16 protein-coding genes and 1 CRISPR repeat array are annotated in these 26,070 nt (G+C 63.0%); of the genes, 14 read left to right on the top strand and 2 right to left on the bottom strand.

Translation table 11 applies throughout. The features are described from left to right. The first annotated feature begins 2 nt into the window (after positions 1-2). The 9 genes from MAIT1_RS20545 (at position 3) to cas6e (ending at position 10,510) form a co-directional block, all read left to right on the top strand. Complete coding sequence (locus MAIT1_RS20545) at positions 3-1,367, top strand: formylglycine-generating enzyme family protein (RefSeq protein ID WP_085446932.1); 1,365 nt, start codon at positions 3-5, stop codon at positions 1,365-1,367. Next, positions 1,364-2,671 (top strand): formylglycine-generating enzyme family protein, encoded by a 1,308-nt coding sequence (locus MAIT1_RS20540; RefSeq protein ID WP_085446930.1) that lies wholly within the window; start codon positions 1,364-1,366, stop codon positions 2,669-2,671. The genes MAIT1_RS20545 and MAIT1_RS20540 overlap by 4 nt, the downstream gene beginning before the upstream one ends. 150 nt (positions 2,672-2,821) lie before the next feature. Then, positions 2,822-3,316: a CRISPR-associated endonuclease Cas3'' gene (locus MAIT1_RS20535; protein ID WP_085446928.1), complete on the top strand. Its 495-nt coding sequence runs from the start codon at positions 2,822-2,824 to the stop codon at positions 3,314-3,316. Beyond that, positions 3,277-5,406, top strand: coding sequence for a CRISPR-associated helicase Cas3' (cas3, locus tag MAIT1_RS20530; protein WP_158089660.1), 2,130 nt, complete (start codon positions 3,277-3,279; stop codon positions 5,404-5,406). The genes MAIT1_RS20535 and cas3 overlap by 40 nt, the downstream gene beginning before the upstream one ends. A gap of 113 nt (positions 5,407-5,519) precedes the next feature. Further along, positions 5,520-7,055 (top strand): hypothetical protein, encoded by a 1,536-nt coding sequence (locus MAIT1_RS20525; RefSeq protein WP_143814989.1) that lies wholly within the window; start codon positions 5,520-5,522, stop codon positions 7,053-7,055. Continuing rightward, positions 7,048-7,620: a type I-E CRISPR-associated protein Cse2/CasB gene (casB, locus tag MAIT1_RS20520; RefSeq protein WP_085446922.1), complete on the top strand. Its 573-nt coding sequence runs from the start codon at positions 7,048-7,050 to the stop codon at positions 7,618-7,620. Before MAIT1_RS20525 ends, casB begins: the two co-directional genes overlap by 8 nt. A 22-nt stretch (positions 7,621-7,642) precedes the next feature. Beyond that, a complete protein-coding gene (gene cas7e / locus MAIT1_RS20515) occupies positions 7,643-8,857 on the top strand; it encodes a type I-E CRISPR-associated protein Cas7/Cse4/CasC (RefSeq protein ID WP_085446921.1) in 1,215 nt (404 codons plus the stop codon). A 17-nt stretch (positions 8,858-8,874) separates the two neighbouring features. Then, entirely contained in the window at positions 8,875-9,591 is a 717-nt protein-coding gene (gene cas5e / locus MAIT1_RS20510; RefSeq protein ID WP_085446918.1) for a type I-E CRISPR-associated protein Cas5/CasD, read from the top strand. 184 nt (positions 9,592-9,775) lie between these two features. Beyond that, positions 9,776-10,510 (top strand): type I-E CRISPR-associated protein Cas6/Cse3/CasE, encoded by a 735-nt coding sequence (gene cas6e / locus MAIT1_RS20505; RefSeq protein WP_085446916.1) that lies wholly within the window; start codon positions 9,776-9,778, stop codon positions 10,508-10,510. Positions 10,511-10,525: 15 nt separating this feature from the next. On the opposite strand, the gene MAIT1_RS21965 is transcribed toward cas6e, so the two are convergent. Continuing rightward, positions 10,526-10,702 carry a hypothetical protein gene (locus MAIT1_RS21965; RefSeq protein WP_158089659.1) on the bottom strand — a complete coding sequence of 59 codons (177 nt, stop codon included), beginning with the start codon at positions 10,700-10,702 and terminating at the stop codon, positions 10,526-10,528. 59 nt (positions 10,703-10,761) lie between these two features. Here MAIT1_RS21965 and cas1e point away from each other — a divergent pair, with 59 nt between their 5' ends. The 3 genes from cas1e to MAIT1_RS20490 all read left to right on the top strand — a co-directional run bounded on the left by cas1e (position 10,762) and on the right by MAIT1_RS20490 (position 18,396). Beyond that, on the top strand, positions 10,762-11,646 hold the full coding sequence (gene cas1e / locus MAIT1_RS20500; RefSeq protein WP_085446914.1) for a type I-E CRISPR-associated endonuclease Cas1e: 885 nt from the start codon (positions 10,762-10,764) through the stop codon (positions 11,644-11,646). Next, positions 11,618-11,938, top strand: a complete 321-nt coding sequence (cas2e, locus tag MAIT1_RS20495; RefSeq protein ID WP_085446912.1) for a type I-E CRISPR-associated endoribonuclease Cas2e — start codon at positions 11,618-11,620, stop codon at positions 11,936-11,938. The genes cas1e and cas2e overlap by 29 nt, the downstream gene beginning before the upstream one ends. A gap of 71 nt (positions 11,939-12,009) precedes the next feature. Next, a CRISPR array of direct repeats spans positions 12,010-16,861; the repeat unit is 28 nt; unit sequence GTTTCCCCCGCCCACGCGGGGATCGACC. Positions 16,862-17,268: 407 nt separating this feature from the next. Further along, positions 17,269-18,396: a PP2C family protein-serine/threonine phosphatase gene (locus MAIT1_RS20490; protein ID WP_158089658.1), complete on the top strand. Its 1,128-nt coding sequence runs from the start codon at positions 17,269-17,271 to the stop codon at positions 18,394-18,396. 672 nt (positions 18,397-19,068) lie between these two features. On the opposite strand, the gene MAIT1_RS22130 is transcribed toward MAIT1_RS20490, so the two are convergent. After that, a complete protein-coding gene (locus MAIT1_RS22130) occupies positions 19,069-23,544 on the bottom strand; it encodes a zinc-ribbon domain-containing protein (RefSeq protein ID WP_198947972.1) in 4,476 nt (1,491 codons plus the stop codon). A 550-nt stretch (positions 23,545-24,094) separates the two neighbouring features. Here MAIT1_RS22130 and ftsE point away from each other — a divergent pair. Both ftsE and ftsX read left to right on the top strand, forming a co-directional pair. Then, on the top strand, positions 24,095-24,790 hold the full coding sequence (ftsE, locus tag MAIT1_RS20470; protein ID WP_085446908.1) for a cell division ATP-binding protein FtsE: 696 nt from the start codon (positions 24,095-24,097) through the stop codon (positions 24,788-24,790). After that, positions 24,784-25,815 (top strand): permease-like cell division protein FtsX, encoded by a 1,032-nt coding sequence (gene ftsX, locus MAIT1_RS20465; RefSeq protein ID WP_085446906.1) that lies wholly within the window; start codon positions 24,784-24,786, stop codon positions 25,813-25,815. Before ftsE ends, ftsX begins: the two co-directional genes overlap by 7 nt. Positions 25,816-26,070 lie beyond the last annotated feature (255 nt).

Here is a 26,070-nt window from a genome sequence, read left to right as displayed (position 1 = left end):
CCATGAAGCGTCTGGCGTTACTGGCGCTGCTCATGGTGGTGATGGCGCTGCTGTCCAAGCTCCTGCTGGGCCTGCTGCTGTGGGCGCTGCTGCAACTGAGCCCGCTGTTCGATTCGCTGGCGCGCGCGGCCCCGCCGCTCTCCTGGTTCGTGCATGGCGTGGTGATCGGCATGGGCGGCTATCTGGCGTTTCGCGAACTGCCGCGCGCGCAATCCCAACGCTTCGTCCTGATTCTCTTCTCCGGCTATATCCTGTGGCTGGGATCGACCCTCTACCTGAGCGCCTATCTGCCCTGGAACCAGGGTGAGTTCATGCAACAGGCGCGTCTGCAGCTGCCTGCTCTGAACAAAAAGCCCCAGCCTGCCAGCGGGCCCCCGGCGCAAAACCATGCGCCCGCCAAGGACGCCAACACCTGGGTGGATCCCATCAGCGACGCCGTGTTTGTGAAGATCCCCGGCGGCTGCTTCCAGATGGGCAGTCCCGCAGACGAGAATGGGCGCAAAATGGATGAGGGTCCGCGCACCCGCACCTGCGTGGATGGGTTCTGGATGGCCAAGTTCGAAACCACCGTGGGGCAGTTCAAACGCTACATGGATGAGCGCGCGCAATTTGGCAGGCGCGCGCTCACTTCGGCGGAGACGCGCGGCGGATGCCGAGTCTATCAGGTGGCGCAACACTATTTTGATTACCAAAATGGGACCAGTTGGCGCGCGCCGGGCTTTGATCAGCAGGCTGATCACCCCGTAACCTGCATCAGTTGGCATGACGCCAGCGCCTATGTGCACTGGCTCAACCAGCGCAACACGGGAGTGACCTACGCGCTGCCCAGCGAAGCGCAGTGGGAGTACGCCGCCCGCGCTGGCTCGCCGCTGCGGCGGGTGTGGGACAAAGCCAGCCGCGCATGTGGCTATGAAAACGTGCTGGACCAGAGCTTCATCTACGCCACCGGTTGGCAAGGCTCCAGCGGGCGTCGTCACAACTGCGAAGATGGCGCAGTGTGGACGCAAGGGGTGGGACGCTACCGCGCCAACGCTTTTGGTCTGCATGACATGTTGGGCAATGTTTCCGAATGGACCAGCGACTTCTATGCGGTCTACCCCGACGCCGAGGCCATCGGCTGGATCAACGACGCTTTGCTGCGCGACGCCGAACCTGCCGATAAGGCGCGCTATGCAGCGTATCTGCAAGCGGGGCCTGCGCGCATCAACCCGCGCCAGACGCGCGGACGCATGAATGTGACGCGCGGCGGCTGTTGGCGCTGTTATCCCAAAGGGGTGCGCGCGGCGCGGCGCGGCGTGGATTATCCCAACCACAGCGACAGCACCTTGGGCATGCGGCTGGTGATGACCCGGAGGACGGCGCCGTGATCGTGCGTCAGCTCATTCTTGTTATTCTGATTTTCGGCCTCTATGTGCCGGCGCGCATTCTGGTGCTGGCGCTGTTTTGGGGAGAGTTGCAGCTCTCCGCCTATTTCGACCAGATTGTTCCCGGGTATGCGCTGCTGGCCTGGTTTCTCAATGGGCTCGCGCTGGGCGCGGTGGGGCTGTTCCTGCTGCGCGAACGCTCCTCCCTGAAGACGGCGCACAAAATCCTGCTGGCGGGCGGCTTTGCTGCGCTCTGGCTGGCGGCGCCGGTTTGGATCGGCGCGCTGTTTTCCCCTACCGAGCCATTTCCGCATTTGGTCGCCGCACAACCCGGCGCGGCGACAGACAACGCCCTGCAGCTCACCAGCGCGCCGGGGGCCTTGCCGCAACAGACCCCGCGCAAATCGACCGATTGCCCGCCGCCCACAGGTCTGCCCCCGGGCGCCAGCGGCTGGATTGAACCGCACACCGACATGGCGTTGGTGGATATCCCCGGCGGCTGCTTCCAGATGGGCGCCGACAGCGGCAAGTGGCATCACTCCGATGAGGGGCCGCCGCACACGGTGTGCGTCAGCCCCTTCCGCATGGCCGCCCGCGAAGTGACCGTGGCGCAGTACCGCCAGTTTGTGCGCGAAACCGGGGGCGAAGAGGAGTCGGCTGGGTGCTATTTCTTGCGCATCAGTTCAAACAACACCCATTACGATTATCGAGATGGCCTGAGTTGGCGGAATCCAGGTTTTGCGCAGGCGGAGACACACCCGGTGACCTGTATCAGCCAAGCACAGGCCAAAGCTTTCGCCCGCTGGCTCAGCGCAAAGAGCGGACAACAGTTCACTCTGCCCAGCGAAGCGCAGTGGGAGTATGTGGCCAGCCAAAGCCCGGTAAAGCCCTATCAGGATCCCAACGCGGCGGCGGTGTGTCAGGGCGAGAATCTGGCCGACCGGGCGCTCAATATCGCTCTCAATGAGAATTTTCAGTCGTTTTTCCAATGTGACGACGGTTTCGGCCATACCGCGCCAGCCGGTTGCTTTGCCCCCAACTCCCTGGGCGTCTACGATATAATCGGCAATGTCAGCGAATGGGCGCAGGATTGGTACACCCCCTATTTGGAAACCACGCCCACGCCGCTGCAGGATCCCCAGGGGCCGCCCGTGGGTCGCTACGCCGTCTTCCGCGGCGCCAGTTGGTATGCCTGGCACATTATGACCCGCGCCAGCATGCGCTCCCCGCGTTGGCCGAAAAGGCGCTACAATTTTGTCGGCTTCCGTCTGGTGATGGAGGCGCCGCAAGCGGCGCAAGCGGAGTGATTGCGCCTGTTCAATTGAGATCCTGACGCAATAATAAAAATTATCTGCAACAGATCTGTTCATCCGGCGACTGATTGACAAGACCACACGATACATCAATAATCCTATACACCTCCTTTGCATAGCAATATGACTTGGAAAGTCCAGTCTATGTTGGAAGATAATCACTTAAAGAATATCCCCTGGGGCAAATTGACCCGCGATGCGAGCGGCAAGGTCAGCGCCACCCTCTCCATCGCCGACCACAGCGCCGATGTGGCCGCAACGCTGGAGGCGATGTTGCGCCGCGCCGCCATCCGCCAGGGGCTGGCGCAATTGGCGGGCTGGGACGATCTAACGCCGGTCCACTGCGCGCGTCTGGCGCTGCTGGCGGGGCTACACGATATCGGCAAGTTCAACCGCGGCTTTCAGAATAAGGCGACGGGTCGGGGATCGCTGAGGGGTCACGTGGCGGAGGGGATGTGGGGACTCATCGAGCATGCGGGCCAGATTCTTCAGTCGTTGTCTGTTCGCATGGGCAACTGGTGTGAATCGGAAGCCGGGCTGCTCGAGTTGATTTTTGCCAGCATCAGCCACCATGGCCAAACTCCTCCGAAATGGAAAGCGTGCGATATTGGAAACCTGATCAAGGCTATGACCCGATAGCGTCGGCGCGGGCGCTGGTCGATGTCTTACCGGGTTGGTTTCCGCAAGCGTTTGACGCCGTGCCGCCGCTGCCTGCTGCGCCGTCATTTTGCCACGGTTTTATGGGTCTGGTGAGCGCCGCGGACTGGATCGCTTCCGATACGCAGTTCTTCCCCTATCCCCACACCGACGAAACCCCGCGCATTGCCTGGGCGCGGCAACGGGCGTCGCACGCGCTGGCCAATGTCGGGCTGGAACATACCCTGTCCGCAGTGCTGCAAACGGGAGCGCCGTTGGAATTCTCCGCCTGGTTCGACGGCCATGCGCCGCGTCCGGCGCAGGCGGCGCTGTTGGATCTGCCCACGCCGCCGGGCTCGCTGGTTCTGCTGGAGTCGCAAACCGGCTCCGGCAAGACCGAAGCGGCGCTGTGGCGCTTTGCCCAACTGCTCAAGGCGGGCGCCTGCGACGGCCTCTATTTCGCCCTGCCCACCCGCGCCGCCGCCGTGCAGCTGCATGGGCGGGTGGACAGGGCGATGCGGGCGCTGTTGGGCGACAACGCCCCGCTCACCGTGCTGGCGCTGCCCGGCTATCTGCGCGCCGGGGAGATGCAAGGGCGCAAACTCTCCCGTTTCGAAACCCTGTGGGATGATGAACAACAGGCCCCGCGCGCCTGGGCGGCGGAGCATCCCAAGCGCTTTCTGGCCGCCACCGTGGCGGTGGGCAGCGTGGATCAGGCGCTGCTCTCCATGTTGCGGGTCAAGCACGCCGCCATGCGCGGGGCGCTGCTCAGTCGGCTGTTGCTGGTGATCGATGAGGTGCACGCCTCGGACTTCTACATGCGCGCCTTGCTCGCCGCGCTGCTCAAGCGCCACCGCGCCGCCGGGGGGCATGCGCTGCTGATGTCGGCCACGCTGGGGGCGGGGTTCCGCGCGCAGCTGTTCGGCGAAGAGGCGCCGACGCTGGAGGCCGCCGTCGCCGCGCCCTATCCGTTGATCACCTGGTGTGGGACAGGGGAAGCGGCGCAGACTCGGGCTCCAGAAGCCGCAAGTCAACAGAAGGCGGTGCAGGTGGAGAGTCTGCCGCTGGCCGATGAGGCGGCGACCATCGTGGAGCAAGCGCTGGCGGCGGCGCGGCAGGGGGCGCGGGTGCTGATTTTGCGCAACACCGTGGGCGATGCGGTGGCCACGCAGCAGGCGTTGGAGGCGCTGGCGTGGGAGGGGAGTCCGCTCCTGCTGCGTTGTGGCGAGCTTCCCGCGCTGTGCCACAGTCGCTTCTCCCCCGAGGATCGCCGCGCGCTGGATGGGGCGTTGGAGCAGGCGTTCCGTCCCAAGCAGCGCGGCGCATCCGGCGTGGTCGCCGTCACCACGCAAACCGCCGAGCAGAGCTTGGATATCGACGCCGATTGGCTCATGACCGATCTGTGCCCCATGGATGTGCTGTTGCAACGCATCGGGCGGCTGCATCGCCACGCCGATCGCGCCCGCCCCGCAGGATTCACCCAGGCGCGGGCATCCATCCTGATGACGCCTCAGCCGGATTGGGCGGGGTGGGCCGCCGCGCTCAATGGCGCCGGATCGCGCGGACCCCATGGCTGGGGCACGGTGTATGAAGATCTGCGCGTGTTGCGCCTGACCGCCGAATTGATCGACCAGCGGCCACATTGGAATATCCCGGCGGATAATCGTCTGCTGGTGGAGTCGGCCATGCACCAGCAGGCGTTGGATCAACTTCAAGCACGCGCGCCCGACATGGCGGAGGTTGATCGCTTTATCGCCGGGCAAAACTATACCGATTCCGGCATGGCGCGGATCGCTCTGCTCAAAGTGGACAAGCCGCTCATGGACGACGATGCGCAGGCGCTGCCCACGCAGAATAGAGCCGCCACCCGCCTGGGTTCCGATGACCGTATGGCGCTGTTCGCCGAACCCCACCCCATGAGCCCGTTAGCCAACCCGGTGGCGCAACTACGGCTGCCGGAGAGCCTCGTCCGAGGATGCCAGTTCCAGGCGGAGGAGAATCCCCGCGTGATTCAACAGGATGACGCCGGGTTTGCCTTCGCCTGGGGCGGAAAAACTTTTCTGTATGATCGCTATGGCGTCAGGCGGGCATAACGGTTTATAACATTTTGTATAACCCAAACCCCTCATTGCACGGACAATCTATGAATATTCTTGTTGATCCGGTGTTTTCCGTCCGCTCTTGCGACGTGACTTTGACATTATCCTTGCCGGAAGTTTTGGCGGCGTTGTGTGCAGACAACATTGAGGACTTTCCCGCCCTGCGCATCCATCAGGGCCACCCCTGGCATGCGTTCCTGGCGCAACTGGCCACACTGGCGCTATTGGCGGCGGGGCGCGACGACCTGCCGACCACAGCGGACGAGTGGCGCGAACTGCTGCGGGGATTAACGCTCGGCTTCCCCGATGATGAGCCGTGGACGCTGGCGGTGGCGGACTTGGCCAAACCGGCGTTTCTGCAACCGCCCATGCCCGGGGAGAAGCCGGAGGGGTTCAAGAATCAACTGCGCGCCGCCGACGCGCTGGACATCCTGGTCACCGCCAAGAGCCATGACGTCAAACAAGCCACCATCATCCATCCACAACCGCAGCACTGGATCTTCTCGCTCATTACCTTGCAAACCTTCCAGGGCTTTTTGGGCGCGGGCAACTACGGCGTCGCGCGCATGAACGGCGGTTTCGCCTCGCGCCCGGGGGTGGGGTATCAACCCATGCGGCGTTGGGGCGCGGCCTTTATGCGGGATGTGACGCAACTGCTCAAACAGGACGTTGCGCCGACCGCCTCCAAGCATCCGCCGCTGCTGTGGCTGTTGCCATGGAGCGGCGAAAAGGGCGGCGCCCTGCCGCTGCACGAATTGCCGCCGCTGTTTATTGAGATCTGCCGCCGCGTGCGTCTGCGCCCGGAAGAAGACGCCTATGTCGCCGCCATGGGCACATCCAAAGCCGCGCGGATTGTCACGCCAGACGACTATCTGGGCGTGGCCGACGACCCCTGGACGCCCCTCAATCACGGCAAAAAGGGAATCTCTGCTCTGAACGTTTCCGAGCGCGGTTGGCGCTATGACGCCGCGCAACAAGTGCTGTTTGATTCAAGCAAAGTGGAAAAAGCCCCATTGCAGCGGACGCAAAAGGGGGAGGCGGGCGCTCAAGGGGGCTATCTGCTGCGCGCCCTGACCCGGGGTCAGGGGCGCACCGACGGCTATCACGAACGCTGGATTCCCTGTCCGGCGGAGATCGCCGCCAGCTTAGGCTCCACCAGCGCCGCCAGTGAGCGATTGCGCACACTCTCCACCGCCATGGTGGAGGATGCGGGAACAGCGATCGGCAAAGTGCTGCGTCCGGCGCTGTTGGCGCTGGGGCAGAGCTATCCGCTGGATCCCACTGGCAAGCTCAGTCTCGATTACCAGGACAACATGCCCGAGCCGTGGTGCAACCGTCTGCGTGATCGCGTGGATGGCGAGTTCTTCCCCTTTCTCTGGGAGAGCGTGGCGCAGGAGGACGCCGCCCAGGATGAAGAGGCGCGTCTCCTCTGGCAGGGGCGGCTGATCGGCTGGGGCCTGGAGATTCTGGAGCTGGCGTTTGCCCGCACCGCCGTGCGCAACGCGCGCTATTTCAAAGTGACCGCCAAGGCGAAGGGGATCTACAACAGCTGCGCCCACAAACAGTTCGCCAACTATTATGAGACCAAGCGCATGCACAACGCGCAGTCTGAACAAGTCGCTGTAGGAGAGACTCATGAGTGATTTCCCCTCTGCTGAAAATTATTGGAAAGAGTTGAAAGAGCGCTATGACAAGTTGCGCTGGGCGCTCTCGGATCCCGCCAGCAAAGAGCCGGGGCGTTTCTCCGCCGGCGAGTTGGCGGAGCTGCGGAGCTGCTGGCGCAATGGCGATTTCCAGCCCAACGCCGCCTTCTTCCGCGCCCTGGGCATGCTGCATCCGGATGCTCCGCCCAGTGAGATGCTCATGCGCCAATGGGGCGTGATTCTGGCGGGGTTGGGTTACATGGCGGCGCAGATGCCGGGCCATTTCCATGATGGCCAGATCAAACCGGGACACGCTCTGCACAAGGCCGGGTTGAGCGAGTTGCGCCTGGAGAAGTGGCTGCAGAGCGATGACGAAACCTTCCTGCATCAGAGCGGCGCGGTATTCCGCTATCTGGCCACGAAGGGGGAGGCCTGCAACACCTGGTCGCTGGCTTCGTTGATTCTGCAACAGAAGGATTCCAGACCCCGCCACCGTCTGGCCGGGGATTTCTATTACAGCAGCGGCAAAGCCGCTGCCGAAGCTGACAAACAGACCGCCGCCTAATTGCGCGCAAGGAGAGCCATTGATGGACGCCCGTTTTCTGCAAATTCATTTTCTCACCCCCTATCCGGCGGCGCTGCTCAACCGCGACGACGTGGGCGCGGCCAAGCGCATGCCGTTTGGCGGAACGTCGCGCATTCGCGTCAGTTCGCAATGTTTGAAGCGCCACTGGCGCATGGCCGATGATGACCGCGCCCTGTCCACGCTGGTGGGCGGCGAAAGCGGCATGAGCCTGCGCAGCCGCCGCAGTTTTGAGGAGTATCTGGTCAAGCCGTTGGTGGCGGCGGGCCACCCGGAGAAGGCGGTCAACCACGTGGTGTTGGAGTTGGCCAATGCCCTGGTGGGGGCCAATAAGAAGAAGGCCAAGAAGGGTGAAGAGGCCGACGGCGAACCCATCGAAACCGGACAGGTGGTGGTGATCGGCCACCAGGAGTTGACCTACCTGAAAGGGGTAGCGGAGCAGTTCCTGGCCGCTGGCGAGGAGATGAACGACGCCAAGAAGGCCAATAAAGCGGTCACCGACTACCTGAAGGCGCATAAGGATCTGAAAGAGAACCTCAAAGCGTTGGGGCAGAGCGGCACGCCCGCCTGTGGCCTGGATGGGGCGCTGTTTGGCCGCATGATCACCTCCGACGCCTTCGCCCGCGTCGATGCGTCGATTCATGTAGCCCACGCCTTCACCGTGCAGGCGGAGGAGACGGAGTCCGACTACTTCACCGCAGTGGATGATCTGGTGGCCGACTCCGGCGAGCTGGGCAGCGGCATGATCGGCAACGCCGATCTTACCTCCGGCCTCTACTACGGCTATGTGGTGGTGGATCTGCCCCTGCTGGTGAGCAACCTCACCGGCTGCGCGCCCACCGAGTGGCAAGCGGCTTCGCGGGAGCTGGCGGGTAGTGTGGTGGAGAACCTCATCCATCTCATCGCCAGCGTCACCCCCGGGGCCAAGAAGGGCTCCACCGCGCCCTACGCCCGCGCCGAGATGCTCCTGGTGGAGGCGGGCAGTCAACAACCGCGCACCCTGGCCAACGCCTTCTACAAGCCATTGGAGAAACATGGCGACGCCGCAGACGCCATTGCGCGATTGGGCGGCTATCTGAACAAGCTGGACGCCATGTATGAAAAAGAGACCCGTCGCGCCGCCGCGCTGCATGATCTGCCCGACGAACTGGGCGAGAATGCGGGCTCTTTGGCAAAACTGGCCGCGTGGGCGGGCGACGTGGCGGCGGGTCGCGCCTGATGCGGGAGGAGCGTCCCATGGAGATTCTCCTCATGCGCCTGGAGGGGCCGCTGATGAGTTTCGGCGGCGCCCGGGTGGACCACCATAACCATACTGAACGCTTTCCCGGCGTCTCTTTGCTCACCGGCCTGTTCGGCAACGCATTGGGCTTGCGCCATGACCAGCCCGAGGCGCTGCAGGCGTTGCAGAGTCGCTTACTGTATGCGGCGCGGTTGGATCGTCCCGGCGAGGAGTTGCGGGATTATCAGACCGTGGATCTGGGCCAGCCGCATCTGTGTCAACCGGGCTGGACCACCCAGCATCGGGTGGAGAAGCGCGGCTCCGGCGAGGCCACGCGCGGCACCCACATTCGTTATCGTTTCTATCGCGCGGAAACCAGCGTCACCGTGGCGGTGCGCCTCACCGATGACGACGCGCCCACTGTGGCGGATCTGGCGGCGGCGCTGGCGCGTCCGGCCAGGCCGCTGTTTCTGGGCCGCAAGGGGTGTCCGCCCAGCGCGCCGCTGCTGATCGGGGTGAAGCAGGCGGACTCCCTGCACGCGGCGTTGTGCGCCGAGCCGCTGGCGGAGCATGCCGAGGCGGGGCCGTATGCTGCGTTATGGCCGGATCGGCAGGGGGAGCCGCCGGGCGAGTTCACCGAGCTGCTGGCCGATACTCGCGACTGGCGCAACAACGTGCATACGGGCAGGAGGTCCATGCGCCGGGGCGAAATCGAGGTGAAGCCCCTCGTGTAAGCACAAAAGAAAAAGGTGGAAAAGTCGGACATTTATTGGCCGACTTTTCCGGGGTCTGGGGGCCGCGCCCCCAGCGGGGTGTGGGGCGGAGCCCCACGGTGTGGCTGTTGGGGAGTTTGGGGGGCAAAGCCCCTCAATATCTCAAATATTCCCACACGCCAGAGAAAGATAAAGAACCAAATCCATGAGCAAAAGCGTGCATTTATGGCGACTGCATTTACACCCGGCGGAGCTCAGCGGCTTCGCCAATCAACAGGGCTTGCCGCCCAGCGATGTGGGCTACCATGTGCATGCGGCGCTATATGCGCTGTTTGGTAAAGAGCATGCGCCGCGTCCGTTTGACTGGCGCCACCTGCGTCCCCATGGCGGTGGGGTGGGAACCCTACAAATACTCGGTTATGCGCCCCATGAGGCCAAAGCGGCGGAGGCGCATCGCCAATGGGCCGAGCCCGGAATCGAACGTCTGTTGGTCGATGACCGGGTGGAGAGTAAGCCCCTGCCGTCGCTCTCGGCGGGCTTGCGACTGGCGTTTGAGCTGCGCGCCTGCCCGGTGCGGCGCACGCGCGAAGGGCGCGGTTCCAAAACCCACGAACGCGACGTGTTCAAGCTCGCCCAGGTGAGTAACCCGCAGATTCAACGCCATGAAGCCTATCTTAAGTGGCTGGCGGAGCGTCTGGCGCACGCCAACGCCGCGCGTTTGGATCACGCCGAACTCACCGGGCGCATCAATCAAAAGCTCCTCTATCGACGGGATGAGAACCGGCGCATGAATCAAGAGCCCATGGAGCATCCGCAGATCGACTTTGCCGGGGTGTTGGAGATCAGCGATCCGGCGGCGTTTTCTGATCTGCTGCTGGGCGGGGTGGGACGGCATACCGGCTTCGGCTTCGGCATGCTGCGTCTGAAACCGGCTCGATAGTCGCGCTTTATCCAATCAAAACTGCACAGAACGACTAATGTTTGCATGACGCAGGGTGAGCTTGCGCTGACTATTGGCCGCCGACTGGTCGGCGGCGGGGTCTGGGGGCTGCGCCCCCAGCGGGGTGTGGGGCGGCGCCCCACGGTTTGGCCGTGAGGGGAGTTTGAGGGCGCAGCCCTCAATATCTTTCATTTCCCCCTATTCTTAAGTCCAATTTTGAATTCGACTCAGTCTATAGCGAGTAGGCCGCCATGTTTGGTCGTTTGGGTCTGGAAACCGCGCGCATTCCCCATGTGGATCGCCAAGGGCTGCTGTGGCTGGGCCGGGGCAAACTCCACGTCCATGAGGGCTCGTTACTGTTCGACGCCGCCACTGGGCCGCGCTTCGAGGCCGGACGCTATCAGATTCCCTTCCAGAATCTCTCCCTCATTCTGCTGGAGCCCGGCGCCACGGTGAGCCACGACGCCCTGCGGCTGATGGCCCGCCACGGCGTGGGCATGATCGCCGTGGGCGAGGAGGGGGTGCGGCTCTATTCCGCGCCGCCCCAAGGCCCCGGCGACTCCGCCCTGGCGCGGCGTCACGCCACGCTGTGGGCCGAGGGCGCGCAATCCCGCATTCAAGTGGCGCGACAGATGTACGCCTGGCGCTTTGGCGAAGAGACTCCCGACAAACGCGACATCGCCATTCTGCGCGGCATTGAAGGCGCTCACATGCGCACCGCCTACGAGCGCATCGCCAGACAGTACAGCGTCACCTGGCGCGGACGTCGCTACGATCGCGCCAATCCCAACGCCGCCGATCTGCCCAATCAAGCCATCAATCACGCCGCCACCGCCATTGAAGGCGCCGCCGAAGTGGCCGTGGCCGCCGTGGGGGCGATTCCCGCATTGGGCTTTATCCACGAAGACTCCGCCAACGCCTTCTGTCTGGATATCGCCGACCTCTATCGCACCGAAGTGACGCTGCCAGTCGCCTTTGGCGCGGTGAAAGAGTGTCAACGCAACCCCAAACTCGACATAGAACGCCAAGTGCGCAAGCAGGCGGCGCAGGCGTTCCGGCAACACAAACTCATTCCCGCCATGATCGACCGCATCAAGGAGTTGTTCAATGCCCATGACGGTGGTGGCGACTCGTAACGCCTTGCCTCGCTGCCGGGGATTCCTCGCCTCCTGCATGTTGGAGGCGGCCCCCGGGCTCTATGTGGCGCCACGTTTGAGCGCCGCTGTGCGCGGGCGCATCTGGGCGGTGTTGAGCGACTGGTTCAATCCGCAATCCGACGCCGGATATGTGATGATTTGGGCCGACGGCGCCCAGCCCACTGGAGTGAGCATCCAAACATTGGGCGAACCGCCGGTGGATTTGGTGGATTATGATGGCGTGATTCTGGCCCGCCGCCCGCCATTGGGCGAGGAGGAGGGGCAGGAATAGAGTGGATTTATTCTGACATAAATCCATATGATCTTTGACAATTGAGTAAAAACAGGGTTTTATAACCTAGAGTTTCCCCCGCCCACGCGGGGATCGACCTGATTTTAATGCCGGGGTTCGTGACGCCGCTGGGTTTCCCCCGCCCACGCGGGGATCGACCTCTGGATTTCCAGGATTTGCGCATTCAGCGATGGTTTCCCCCGCCCACGCGGGGATCGACCGACCACCCCCACGCCGCATCCCCTGGCCGCCCTGTTTCCCCCGCCCACGCGGGGATCGACCTATATCTTTGAGTTGCCGAGGAGCGCCCGCCTGGTTTCCCCCGCCCACGCGGGGATCGACCTATCCTGCCACGCTATGCCCCAGTTTCCACGGGGTTTCCCCCGCCCACGCGGGGATCGACCGCGGCCAAGCGCCGCCAGGAAGTTGCGGTTGTAGTTTCCCCCGCCCACGCGGGGATCGACCTGTTCTCGAATACGGGCGCACCGATCAACGCGGGTTTCCCCCGCCCACGCGGGGATCGACCCTATTTTTGCGCGTTATGGCAATGGAACAATCTGTTTCCCCCGCCCACGCGGGGATCGACCCGATGCCGTATCCGATAGCGGCCACGCCGCCCCGTTTCCCCCGCCCACGCGGGGATCGACCTCTCCAGGCTCTGACCCGGCATCATACTGGTGAGTTTCCCCCGCCCACGCGGGGATCGACCTGGGAGGACGTCGCCACATGTCGGGGTGACGGTGTTTCCCCCGCCCACGCGGGGATCGACCCCCCGGGCGCGCACCGATCACCAGCTGTGTGAAGTTTCCCCCGCCCACGCGGGGATCGACCGCGGCGACTCGAAGCCCCCCGGTAGACCAGCCTGTTTCCCCCGCCCACGCGGGGATCGACCAGGTTTTGCCTGTCGCGGCGCTGGGGCTGGGCTCAAGCGTTTCCCCCGCCCACGCGGGGATCGACCTGTGGCGGTGATGGGTCAGGCGGTATGGTCCAAGTTTCCCCCGCCCACGCGGGGATCGACCTTAGCAACGGCGCGATCTTCGCCGGGTTTATCGGTTTCCCCCGCCCACGCGGGGATCGACCTGCGGCAGATGTCGCGGCGGCGGTCTTGGGGTAGTTTCCCCCGCCCACGCGGGGATCGACCGTTGAGACGTTATCCCCAAAAGATAGGAATTTCGTTTCCCCCGCCCACGCGGGGATCGACCCGACTGGCCGACCCTGGGGACGCCGACGCTGTCGTTTCCCCCGCCCACGCGGGGATCGACCGACGGCCTCGCGCGCCCCGTCCGGCCACCCCTCGTTTCCCCCGCCCACGCGGGGATCGACCCATCACCGCTGATCCTGCGTTTGGCGCGATATAGTTTCCCCCGCCCACGCGGGGATCGACCACGCATTGCCGCGCGCGCTGGCATCGACGCCAGGTTTCCCCCGCCCACGCGGGGATCGACCGCTCAGAGAGGAAGCCAGACCCCGCACAGGGTAGTTTCCCCCGCCCACGCGGGGATCGACCTTTCTTCAGATGGCGCGCCATGTTGCTGGTGTCGTTTCCCCCGCCCACGCGGGGATCGACCGTCCTTTGAATGCCGCCATCGGAGACAGGTCAAGTTTCCCCCGCCCACGCGGGGATCGACCCTGCTTGATATCAGCGTGCATATCAACGGCGTTGTTTCCCCCGCCCACGCGGGGATCGACCCAGGCGAAAAAGAGCCGTCCGAAGACTGGCCGAGTTTCCCCCGCCCACGCGGGGATCGACCTTTACAAAGGGGAAGCTGTTTTCTTCAGGTTTCGTTTCCCCCGCCCACGCGGGGATCGACCAGGGAGTGGGATCTTGAAAAGGAGGTGCGCGTTGTTTCCCCCGCCCACGCGGGGATCGACCGCTCAGACGGCATATTCCCGCCCCATAGATCGCGTTTCCCCCGCCCACGCGGGGATCGACCCCAATGAAGGACATCAAGCTTGAATCGATCATTGTTTCCCCCGCCCACGCGGGGATCGACCCGCAGCATGGTCGATTGAGGACAGCAGCACCGGGTTTCCCCCGCCCACGCGGGGATCGACCGCGCTTATCTGTGATCCTGCCTTGGTCTCTCTGGTTTCCCCCGCCCACGCGGGGATCGACCGCGGGAAAGACGCGGCAACTGCGTCAACAGGAGGTTTCCCCCGCCCACGCGGGGATCGACCCTTGGGTTTGTCCCCAAAACGGATCTTCCAGGTGTTTCCCCCGCCCACGCGGGGATCGACCTCAAAACCCTCTGCGCCCCCATCGACGTATGGGGTTTCCCCCGCCCACGCGGGGATCGACCCCTCGTGTTGGAGCTGAACACCTCGACGCAGTCGTTTCCCCCGCCCACGCGGGGATCGACCTGGCCGCATCGAACTGGCCGGGTTCTGGGCTCGGTTTCCCCCGCCCACGCGGGGATCGACCCTCGCGTTGCCACTCCTGGCGTTTCTTGGCGTCGTTTCCCCCGCCCACGCGGGGATCGACCGCGCGGCGCGATCTGCTTGCGTCGCCCCACCTGGTTTCCCCCGCCCACGCGGGGATCGACCGCCCCGTGGCCTGGACAGACGGCGATCCGCGACGTTTCCCCCGCCCACGCGGGGATCGACCCGGCGCGCGCATCCATCTGGAGCAGCCGGTCAAGTTTCCCCCGCCCACGCGGGGATCGACCCGCGCCGCCAAACAGGGTGGCGCGGGTCTCGTCGTTTCCCCCGCCCACGCGGGGATCGACCTCTGAATCTCTCCCGCCAGGATGGCGGGCAAGCGTTTCCCCCGCCCACGCGGGGATCGACCTCGACGGATCAAAAAGCCCACCTGCCAGCGACAGTTTCCCCCGCCCACGCGGGGATCGACCCGCTGGAATACGTGGGGCGACCGTGAAACAGGCGTTTCCCCCGCCCACGCGGGGATCGACCGCCGCCCCAGCGCGTACGTTGCGCTCAATCTCAGTTTCCCCCGCCCACGCGGGGATCGACCGCGATAGCCGTACTGCTGGGAGTGGGCTTTGACGTTTCCCCCGCCCACGCGGGGATCGACCTCGACGGCCTTGATGCGCCGTTGCGGCCTTTGAGTTTCCCCCGCCCACGCGGGGATCGACCCGGTTTGATTGAGAAGTTGACCGACGCCGAAGGGTTTCCCCCGCCCACGCGGGGATCGACCTATTTCCAGCCTGCTTGCCGCTAGCGTCCGGCTGTTTCCCCCGCCCACGCGGGGATCGACCCGCCGCCAGTGGGCAGCACGGCGCGTCCGCCCAGTTTCCCCCGCCCACGCGGGGATCGACCTGGAAAGATCACCGCGGCGAAGATAGTCGATCAGTTTCCCCCGCCCACGCGGGGATCGACCTAGACACCGCACCGCGCCGCCCAGGGATACATAGTTTCCCCCGCCCACGCGGGGATCGACCCCGACATCACCCCTGTCGAGGCGGTCTTGCGCGGTTTCCCCCGCCCACGCGGGGATCGACCTTTGGGCGAGCCCACCCGCACCGCCAAGATTATGTTTCCCCCGCCCACGCGGGGATCGACCGTCATCATCAGGGACAACGGCAAGCGCGGTGCTGTTTCCCCCGCCCACGCGGGGATCGACCTCTCCTTGGAGCTTCTTAAGGAGCGTTACGAGGGTTTCCCCCGCCCACGCGGGGATCGACCCTGGGCGGCTTCGGCGTGGAGCGCGCGGGCTTCGTTTCCCCCGCCCACGCGGGGATCGACCCTTGATCTGCTCGCGCTCACCAAACATTGAGCAGTTTCCCCCGCCCACGCGGGGATCGACCGCGGGCGCGTCACCTGCGACCTCAAAGGGGCCAGTTTCCCCCGCCCACGCGGGGATCGACCCGCCGCCAGTGGGCAGCACGGCGCGTCCGCCCAGTTTCCCCCGCCCACGCGTGGATCGACCGCTGACCACTTTGCGCACGTCGGCCATGGCCGAGTTTCCCCCGCCCACGCGGGGATCGACCCACGGTCACCGACTGGGCGGGCAGCGCGGAGAGGTTTCCCCCGCCCACGCGGGGATCGACCGTCACACAACTGCAACAGGACGTTGGCGATCTTGTTTCCCCCGCCCACGCGGGGATCGACCCCGCAATATCTAGCGATCGACCCGGTTTAATGAGTTTCCCCCGCCCACGCGGGGATCGACCTCGCGCCTCGATGCGCACCAGATACCCCACGCCGTTTCCCCCGCCCACGCGGGGATCGACCATCTACGCCCACTTCGGCGGCGCCAAGGCGTTGGTTTCCCCCGCCCACGCGGGGATCGACCCCCACGGTGTATCATTGGTAGTATCGGGGAACGGTTTCCCCCGCCCACGCGGGGATCGACCTTTCCACGAATGGGCCACCGGCACTGTGCTGGAGTTTCCCCCGCCCACGCGGGGATCGACCTGACAGGGGGCCAAGATTTCTTGGCGCCAGTTTGTTTCCCCCGCCCACGCGGGGATCGACCCGCCAACTCCATCGGTGTCTGCCTGGTGGGAATGTTTCCCCCGCCCACGCGGGGATCGACCCAGGCGCGGTTTGACGAAGGCCAGCCAGTCCAGGTTTCCCCCGCCCACGCGGGGATCGACCGCGCCCGCTGTTTTTGGTCGGGTTGCCGAAGGCGTTTCCCCCGCCCACGCGGGGATCGACCCGCCCGTGCGGCCTCAGCCAGGACGGAAGCGTCGTTTCCCCCGCCCACGCGGGGATCGACCAAAGACCCTCGCCACCGTCGCGCCCGGCGTGGCGTTTCCCCCGCCCACGCGGGGATCGACCGCCTATCGGGCCTGTGGTGGTGAGAAAAGCGCGGTTTCCCCCGCCCACGCGGGGATCGACCGGCGTCATCGCGGTGCGTCCCGGCTACGACGACGTTTCCCCCGCCCACGCGGGGATCGACCTTCAATGGCGCTAACGCCCTTCATCAGCGCCAGGTTTCCCCCGCCCACGCGGGGATCGACCCGCCGATGCGGCATATGTGCGCGCGCTGTTCAAGTTTCCCCCGCCCACGCGGGGAATCCAGGGAGCTCGCCCCCACCTCGTCGTCTCCCCCTTCCACACAACCAACGCTTCGTCGGATTGGGGGAGGGGAGGGGCGAAGATTGCCACAACTTGCCTGATTTCCCCATTTTGCCCTATAATTTTCGCTTTATTTGCGTTTGATAAAATTTATTGGCTCACATAAGACCCTGCACAACTCCTCCTCATACTTCCCCTGATCCATGCAAAATCACTCACAGACGATGCTCGACGTTAGCTTTGGCTCCTATATCCAGAGTCTTGGCAATTCAGAGACTTGTGACTCTCAACCTTGGCCGCATGGTTTGCCGCGCCATCTGAATATGTTCCAGGACGTGCCGGAGCAAGAGATGCTGCGTGTGCTGGCGCCCTGTCGTCTCATGACGGTGGAGCCCGATGCGGTGATTCTCCAACGCGGCGAAATCAATGACGCGCTCTATGTCATCCTCGATGGCGCATTGCGAGTGTTGTTGGATGCGTCGGATCCTGAACTGTTTATTCCCATTGAGGCGGGGCAGTGTGTGGGAGATATGTCAATTTTGGAGAAATCGCCAGTCTCCGCGCAGGTGATTGCAGAGCAAAAATCGACGCTTCTGATTCTTCCTGAAGAGCATTTTTGGCGTTATGTGATGACGGTTCCCATGGTGGCGCGCAACTTGATGCGAGCGTTGTCAGCGCGAGTGCGCAAGCAAGATGCGCAACTCCTGGCCAAGCGCGAACAGGAGATGAAACTGCGTCAGTACGAACGCGAACTGGGCACCGCCAGACAGATTCAAGCCAGCGTTCTGCCGACGGTGTTTCCCTGTTTGGCACAGTGGCCCACGTTGCGCGTGAAAGCGCGTATGGAGCCAGCGCGGGAAGTGGGCGGCGATCTGTATGATCTGTTTGCGCTGGATGAGGAGCGCATGTTTTTTGTCATTGGCGATGTCTCTGGCAAAGGCGCCCCCGCCGCGCTATTCATGATGCGCGCCGTCACCCTGTTCCGCACCGCTGCGCGCACCCACATGACGCCCATGCAGATGATGCAGTGGGTGAGTGATCAGTTGCGCAAACAGAATGCGGCTTATCTATTCATTACCGCTATTTGCGGTGTCTATTATCCGCGTAGTGGGGCTATGGAGTTGGCCAATGCCGGCCATCTGTCGCCTCTGTTGAAGGACGCTGACGGAGATGTGCGTTATGTAGAGATGGAGCCCGGTTCGTTGGCGGGGATCCTCCCCAATGCGGAGTTCTCTACAGTGCGTCTGACGCTCAAGCCTGGGGAGACCATGGCGCTGTATACCGATGGGGTGACGGAGGGGATGGATCCGGAGGGGGCGCTGTTTGGGGAGGAGCATCTGCAGCGCACGGCGCGAATCACGGAGGGTAATGCGCCCGAGGCTTTGCTGGAGCGGATCTATGGGGAGTTGGCGGATTATACGCAATTCGCCGTGCAGACCGACGATATCACCATGGTGGCGATCCAGCGGGCGGAGTGATTGAGTTTATCGTCAATCGAAACCAAGATGCACAGAACGCCAAATGTTTGCGTGACATAGGTTTGGCTTGCGCTGACTATTGGCCGCCGACTGGTCGGCGGCGGGGTCTGGGGTCCGCGACCCCAGCGGCCAAAGGTGTGTAATTCAGGGCAGCGCCCCACGATTTGGCAGGATTGCCAAATCGGACTCGCGTAGCGAGCCCGAAGGGTGAGGGCCATGGATGGCCCGAATCACGGTTTGGTCGTTGGGAGCTCGAGGGCGAAGCCCTCGATATCTTCCAGCGCCCATATGTTCACTTTTGGATGCTAGCGACTATAGCCCGCGATATCTTCCATCATCGAAAATCGCCACTGTCCAATTTTGAATTCGACTGAATATTGTCAGTTGAAATCAGAATCGGACAGTTTGGATATTGGTCATGAAAGATATCGAGGGCTTTGCCCTCGAGCTCCCAAGATCAACAACCAAACCGTGGTCTCCGCCCACATCCGCTAGGGGCGCGGCCCCCAGACCCCGCCGCCGACCAGTCGGCGGCCAATAGTCAACGCAAGCTCCACCTGCGTCACGTAAAAATTGGACGCTCTGTGCAGTTTTGGTTTTGATTGACTATAGATAATAAAAAGCCGCTTTACAGTTTCCTGTAAAGCGGCTTTTTGCGTGAGTATGTAACGCTTAGAAGCTGCGTCCCAGCACCTTGGTGCCGCCGCCTTTCAGTTCGCCGCCAGCGCTCCAACGCGATGCTTTGGAGGTGCCGCCCAATGGCGTGAAGCTCAAACGATAGCGCACCGCTTCGGGGGGCGGATCCAGGAAGATCGCCTGGAAACGCTTTTCGCCGCCCACGCCGTCGATGTCATCCTGTTGCGTGATCAACTCCATATCGGCGATCTTTTTGGTCACTTCCGGCATATATTTGGGATCGATGGCCAGATCCTCTTCAGCCAATACGCGACCGGCCACCGCCACCGCTTCGCCCACCACGACGTTGTTTTCATCCATCAAGACGGCTTTCACCGCCATGCGTTTGGTCTGACGCGTGGGATTGACCACATCCCCTTCGAGCAGGAGGAGTTGATGGCCTTTGTGCTCACGCCACTTGCCCTCGACGCTCTTGAGTTGGAATTCGCTGCTCTGTTCGCTGGCTAACAGGTCACGGGCGGCGTCGGAGAAGGCGAACAGGCCGCCCAACAGAGTCAATAACAGCACCGCCGCGCTTAACCAGCCGATGGTCATGCGCTGTTTGTCCGCGTCGGTCAATTCGTCGGCGGCGACCTCCTCTTCATACCCCTCATCCAAACCTTCCGGCTCGTCATCCAAATCATCCGAGGGGGTGAGATCGAAAGCATCCTCTTGTGCGGGCGCCTCTTCGTTCATCAAGCCAAAGTCGGGCGCCTGGCCGTTTTCGTCCTCCATATAGCTGGGCGCTTCATCGAAGATCTCTTCCGCCAGCGTCTCTTCACTGCCAACCAGAGTTTCGCCATCCAGATCGATCACCGTGCTGTCTGGCGTGGCGAGGATGGTGCTCTCTTCATCCTCCTCTTCCAGCAGCGACTCTTCCAGATCCAGCGGGCCGTCTTCCAGATCGCTCAACTCTTCAGAGGGCGTTTCCCATGGTTCGGTGGTGGAGCCGCCCAGCGTGGTGGGGGCTTCATCCTCATCATCCAACGCCAGCGGCTCTTCGCCCTCTAGGTCAAGCTCTTCAAGAGCATCGCCGCTGAATGCGTCGTCCAGGGGCTCCCCGGCGCTTTCGGTCTCATCGAAGGACTCCAACGCTTGCAGCTCTTCGGCGCTGACGGCGACATCCGAGTCATCGCCATCCTCTCCAGCCAACTCCTGGAAACTCTCATCCAGCTCCAACGGCTCCAGGGCGTCTTCGCCATGGGGCGCGTCGTCGGAGATCACATCAGAGAGCCCATCGAGGTCGAGCTCATCCTCCTCGTCGCTTGCTTCCAGAGTTGACTCCGCTTCCAGCGGCTCTGCGTCACTCTCTGGAGCGGTTTCCGCCAGCGCGTCCTCCTCCTCCTCAGTCACTTCTGCGAGGTCGGCTTCCTCATCGAGTTCCAGCTCATCGCTTGCGGTATCGGCATCGTCGGATTCATCCGCTTCCGGCGCAACTTCGGGTTCACTCTCCTCATCATCCTCTGCGCCGATCTCTTCGGCGTCATCGAAGAGGGACTCATCCAGCTCTTCGTCTTCCAGCGCAGCGGCGGCGGCGTCATCCAGCTCCAGAGCGGGTTCAGCCTCTTCGTCTTCGGTCGCGGTCTGTTCAGCTGGGGTTTCAGCCGAATCAGACTCTTCCACAGAGAGTTCCGCCTCTTCAGCAGCCGGTTCTTCAACAGGCTCTTCAAGGGCCTCTTCAGAGAGCTCGGCGTCCTCCTCATCCTGGGCGGTCTCATCGGCCTCTACGGAAGCGGGCTCCTCTAAGGGCTCCTCAGCCGATGCGTCGTCAAGTTCGAGCTCTTCTTCCAGCGCGGACTCTTCGGAAACAGCATCTTCAGAGGCGGGCTCTTCAAGGGCGTCATCTTCAGAGAGTTCGGCGGCCTCTTCATCGATGGCGATCTCATCGGTCTCTACGGAAGCGGGTTCCTCTAAGGGCTCCTCAGCAGACTCGTCGTCGAGTTCGAGTTCCTCTTCAGGCTCGGACTCTTCGGAAACAGCCTCTTCCGAGGCGGGCTCTTCAACCGGTTCCTCAGCAGGCTCCTCAAGAGCCTCTTCAGAGAGATCATCCTCTTCGTCATCGATGGCGATCTCATCGGTCTCTACGGAAGCGGGTTCCTCTAAGGGCTCCTCAGCAGATTCGTCGTCGAGTTCGAGTTCCTCTTCAGGCTCGGACTCTTCGGAAACAGCCTCTTCAGAGACAGGCTCTTCAACAGACTCCTCAAGGGCTTCTTCAGAGAGCTCGGCGGCCTCTTCATCGATGGCGATCTCATCAGCCTCTTCGGAAGCGGGTTCCTCTAGGGCCTCTTCAGAGGCGGGCTCGTCGTCGAGTTCGAGCTCTTCTTCCAGCGCGGCCTCTTCGGAAACAGCGTCTTCAGAGGCGAGCTCATCGTCGAGTTCAATGCCTTCCTCAAGTGCAGTCTCTTCGGAAACAGCCTCTTCAGAAGCGGGCTCTTCAACAGGCTCTTCAAGGGCTTCATCTTCAGAGAGTTCGGCGGCCTCTTCATCGATGGCGATCTCATCGGCCTCTACAGAAACGGGCTCCTCTAAGGGCTCTTCAGCCGATTCGTCGTCAAGTTCGAGCTCTTCATCCAGCCCGGCCTCTTCGGAAACAGTCTCTTCAGAAGCGGGCTCTTCAACAGGCTCTTCAAGGGCTTCATCTTCAGAGAGTTCGGCGGTCTCTTCATCGATGGCGATCTCATCGGCCTCTACAGAAACGGGCTCCTCTAAGGGCTCTTCAGCCGATTCGTCGTCAAGTTCGAGCTCTTCATCCAGCCCGGCCTCTTCGGAAACAGTCTCTTCAGAAGCGGGCACTTCAAGGGCGTCATCATCAGAGAGTTCGGCGGCCTCTTCAGAAGCGGGCTCTTCAACAGGCTCTTCAAAGGCGGCCTCTTCATCGATGGCGATCTCGTCAGCCTCTTCAGAAGTGGGTTCCTCTAAGGACTCTTCAGTAGGCTCGTCATGCAAAGATCCGATGGCATCAGCAATATCGTCATCCAAATCGCCTTCGATATCAGCAGCTTCACTTAATGCTTGAAGGGCGTCCTCCAAGGATGCTTCGTCTTCGGCGTTCTCATCCGTTTCCGCTTCGATCTCTTCAAGAGCGGCTTCCAGAGGCGAGACCTCTACGGCGGATTCACCCAACGCGTCATCCGAGGCGTCAGTTTCCTCTTGCTGCGGCTCATCAACTTCGGAAGGCTCGGCTTCGGCTTCGGCTTCGGCTTCGGCTTCGGCTTCGGCTTCGGCTTCGGCTTCGGCTTCGGCTTCGGCTTCGGCTTCGGCTTCGGCTTCGGCTTCGGCTTCGGCTTCGGCTTCGTCGATAGCGTCGACTTCGGCTTCGGGCTCGTCGATAGCGTCGACTTCGGCTTCGGGCTCGTCGATAGCTTCGGGTTCGGCTTCGGGCTCGTCGATAGCGTCGACTTCGGGTTCGGCTTCGGGCTCGTCGATAGCCTCGGGTTCGGCTTCGGGCCCGTCGATAGCTTCGGGCTCGTCGATAGCCTCGGGTTCGGCTTCGGGCCCGTCGATAGCTTCGGGCTCGTCGATAGCCTCGGGTTCGGCTTCAGGCTCGTCGATAGCCTCGGGTTCGGCTTCGGGCTCGTCGATAGCGTCGACTTCGGGTTCGGCTTCGGGCTCGTCGATAGCTTCAGGCTCGTCGATAGCCTCGGGTTCGGCTTCGGGCTCGTCGATAGCGTCGACTTCGGGTTCGGCTTCGGGCTCGTCGATAGCTTCGGGCTCGTCGATAGCCTCGGGTTCGGGTTCGGGCTCGTCGATAGCTTTGGGTTCGGGTTCGACTTCGGCTTCGGGCTCGTCGATAGCGTCGACTTCGGGTTCGGCTTCGGGCTCGTCGATAGCTTCGGGTTCGGCTTCGGGCTCGTCGATAGCCTCGGGTTCGGCTTCGGGCTCATCGATCACCTCAGGCTCAGGCTCCGCAATGGGCTCCAGCTCTTCGGCCACCGGCTCCGCCACGGCCTCTTGCGCCGCTTGTTCCGCCGCCAACTCCTTCTTGGACTTCTTCTTCTTTTTCTTCTTCTTGGCGGGCTTGGACTCCGCCTCGGGGGCGGCATTGCGCAGACCCGCATCCGCTTCAATCTGACGAATCAACGCTTCCGCCGAAGCATCGTCCACCACATCCTCCAGATTGCTGAAGTCCACCTCCTCCAGCTGCTCCGGATCATCACTCATGGGCGCCAACAATTCGGCATCGCTGTACTGTTCGGTCTCTTCCGGCGTCAACGGATCGTCAGCGCTCAACTCATCAGCCAAAGCCTTGGCTTCCGCCAACAGCGCCGCCGCATCCAACTCCTCATCCACCGCCTCCAGCGGCGGGTCGTCATTGCTCTGGGGATCGAACGCGCTGGTCTGCCCGCCATCGCTCATGGGCGACTGAAAAAAGACGTGGCCACAGTGCGAGCAGCGCAGGTTACGCCCCTGCGGCTCCAGTAGATGGTCATCCACGTCAAATCGGGTGTCGCACTGTTCGCACGTTACGATCACGATGCACTCCGCCTCATTACGAGGGTTCGATTTCCGCTGGGAGCCTGCGGCTGGGCAGGCTCAAAAACCACCCTGTCGCGCACAGTGGCGCAACCTCCTTATGGCGCGGTTTGGACAGGGTATCACGCCTGCTGCGATGCAGGAACCATTCCAGCATGACTGACGTTCTATAGTCGCTTGAATTCAGAATGACACATATCCAAACACTCAAATGTTTGCGTGACGTAGGCCCGGCTTGCGCTGACTATTGTCCGCCGACTGGTCGGCGGCGGGGTCTGGGGGCGGAGCCCCCAGCGCCATAGGCGAAGCCGTATCAACAACAATGGGCGGAGCCCACGATTTGGCAGGATTGCCGAATCACGATTTGGTTTTGACCTTGGGAGCTCGAGGGCAAAGCCCTCGATATCTTTCAACACCCATGTGTTCACTTTTGAATGCTAGCGACTCTATATGCCGCCGCCCGCTCAACCGAGCCGCTCTTGCGCGCCGCGCCTTGGCGCCGCTACCATGGCGATCAACTCTTTGCCTTCCCCGCCCGGTGGATACGCGGATGATTCGATTCCATAACGTCAGCATGCGCTATCCCGGCGGCCGTGAGGCGCTGCATCAGCTCACCTTTCACGCCGCGCCGGGCACGTTCCATTTTCTCATCGGCCACTCCGGGGCCGGCAAAAGCACCGTACTCAAATTGATCTATCGCGCCGAACAGCCCGCCGAGGGCACGGTGGTGATCAACGGACGCAATGTCGAACGCATGAACCGGGCGCAACTGCCCGCGCTGCGGCGCGATATTGGCGTGGTGTTTCAGGATTATAAACTGCTCTACGACCGCAGTGTGTTCGATAATGTCGCCTTGGCGCTGGAGATCAGCCGCTTCGACCCCAGCAAGATCGAAGGGCAGACCACCCGTATTCTCGATTATGTGGGCCTCAAAGAGCGTATGTATGAGAACCCCATTGCGCTCTCCGGCGGCGAACAGCAGCGTGTGGCCATCGCCCGCGCCATCGTCAATCGCCCCGCATTGGTGATCGCCGACGAACCCACCGGCAACCTGGATCGCGATATGGCGCGGCGTATTCTGGCGCTGTTCGACGCCCTGCATCGGCAGGGAACCACCGTGCTGGTGGCGACCCACGATCTGTCGCTGGCGCGGGAGTTGGGCCACCCTTGCTTCCCGCTGCGGGATGGACGTCTGCTCACCCCTGAGGAGCTGCGTGAGAATCCCCTGGAGGAGACCGCATGTTGAAGAAGCGGCGCCCCCATCCGCGCGCGCCGCGCCACTTGACCGCCCGTGTGCGCGCGGCGCCCGCTGTGCGGATGAAGCGCAATCGCGTCAAAGGCGAGGGGGAGACGCCGACCATGCCACGCGGCGGCGGCGTCCACTCCCGCGCGTTGCGGCGCGCATTGGGCCGCTTCGCCTTCCGCGGCGATGCGCTCTCCCACTGGACCGCCACCGTGGTGATCGCCCTGACGCTGACCCTCTATGGCGTGTTCGCCCTGGGCCTCTCCAACGCCAGCTCGTTGCTGGAGCGTTGGCGTGGGGATAATGTGGTGACGGTGTTTCTGGAGCCGCAGATCACCCCCGAAGCATTGGCCAAACTGCGCGAAAAGTTGGCCCGCCTGCCCGGCGTGATGGCCCTCACCGAGGTGTCGCCGGACCAGGCGCTGGGCCGCATGCGCGATATTCTCGGCGCCGAAGCGGGTCTGTTGGATGGTTTGGAGGAGAACCCGCTACCGTTCTCTCTGGAGTTCCAACTGGGCGCCGCGCATCAGGAGCGGGCCGGGGAGGTGGCGCGGGAGATCACTGTCTGGCCCGGCGTGGATGCGGTGTCGTACGATCGCCAATGGGTGGAGAAGCTGCGCGCTTTGGTGGATGCGGCGCGCAGCATCGGTTCGGCGTTGGCGGCATTGCTGCTGCTGGCGGTGGCGCTCATCGTCTCCAGCGCCATCAAGCTCACCATCTTCTCGCGCCGCGATGAGATTGAAGTGATGCGCTTTCTGGGCGCCTCCGATGGCTTCATTCGTGCGCCGTTTCTGTATGAAGGGGCGTTGCAGGGGATCATTGGCGCGCTCTCGGCGTTGGCGTTGACGCAGCTTCTACAGTGGGGCGCGCAGCAGCGCATTGGCGAGTTGGCGCAAGCCTTCGGGCTGCGCGTGGTGATCGAACCCCTGCCGCTGACCCAATTGGGTCTGCTATTGGGATTAGGGCTGCTGTTGGGATTGGGCGGCGCGCTGTTGGCCGTCTCGCGCTTTCTGCGCGCCGTGAATTGACTTTCCCGCACGCTTTGCGCAGCATATTGCTGGGTCTTCAAGATAGGGGAAGATGAAAGATATTGGGGCGTTGCCCCAAACCCCACCAGGGCGTTGCCCTGGACCCACGAGGGCGCCGCCCTCGACCCGCACGGGCTCTGCCCGTGACCCGCCAGGGAAATGATTTCCCTGGACCCTCGTTAGTTTTGGTGTGTGCGGGCCATCATTTTCATCGCCTCCAACCAGCCATTACTAGCCTGACTTCAACATGTTTTT

It is taken from the genome of Magnetofaba australis IT-1, from assembly GCF_002109495.1.
GTDB lineage: Bacteria > Pseudomonadota > Magnetococcia > Magnetococcales > Magnetococcaceae > Magnetofaba > Magnetofaba australis.
This window is presented reverse-complemented; position numbering and strand designations above follow the sequence as displayed.

Bases quoted from the DNA above. Each gene is read 5' to 3' on its own strand.
- MAIT1_RS20545 (WP_085446932.1), top strand. From the start codon at position 3: ATGAAGCGTCTGGCGTTACTGGCGCTGCTCATGGTGGTGATGGCGCTG.
- MAIT1_RS20535 (WP_085446928.1), top strand. From the start codon at position 2,822: ATGTTGGAAGATAATCACTTAAAGAATATCCCCTGGGGCAAATTGACC.
- casB (WP_085446922.1), top strand. From the start codon at position 7,048: ATGAGTGATTTCCCCTCTGCTGAAAATTATTGGAAAGAGTTGAAAGAG.
- cas7e (WP_085446921.1), top strand. From the start codon at position 7,643: ATGGACGCCCGTTTTCTGCAAATTCATTTTCTCACCCCCTATCCGGCG.
- cas5e (WP_085446918.1), top strand. From the start codon at position 8,875: ATGGAGATTCTCCTCATGCGCCTGGAGGGGCCGCTGATGAGTTTCGGC.
- cas6e (WP_085446916.1), top strand. From the start codon at position 9,776: ATGAGCAAAAGCGTGCATTTATGGCGACTGCATTTACACCCGGCGGAG.
- MAIT1_RS21965 (WP_158089659.1), bottom strand. From the start codon at position 10,702: ATGAAAGATATTGAGGGCTGCGCCCTCAAACTCCCCTCACGGCCAAAC.
- cas1e (WP_085446914.1), top strand. From the start codon at position 10,762: ATGTTTGGTCGTTTGGGTCTGGAAACCGCGCGCATTCCCCATGTGGAT.
- cas2e (WP_085446912.1), top strand. From the start codon at position 11,618: ATGCCCATGACGGTGGTGGCGACTCGTAACGCCTTGCCTCGCTGCCGG.
- MAIT1_RS20490 (WP_158089658.1), top strand. From the start codon at position 17,269: ATGCTGCGTGTGCTGGCGCCCTGTCGTCTCATGACGGTGGAGCCCGAT.
- ftsE (WP_085446908.1), top strand. From the start codon at position 24,095: ATGATTCGATTCCATAACGTCAGCATGCGCTATCCCGGCGGCCGTGAG.
- ftsX (WP_085446906.1), top strand. From the start codon at position 24,784: ATGTTGAAGAAGCGGCGCCCCCATCCGCGCGCGCCGCGCCACTTGACC.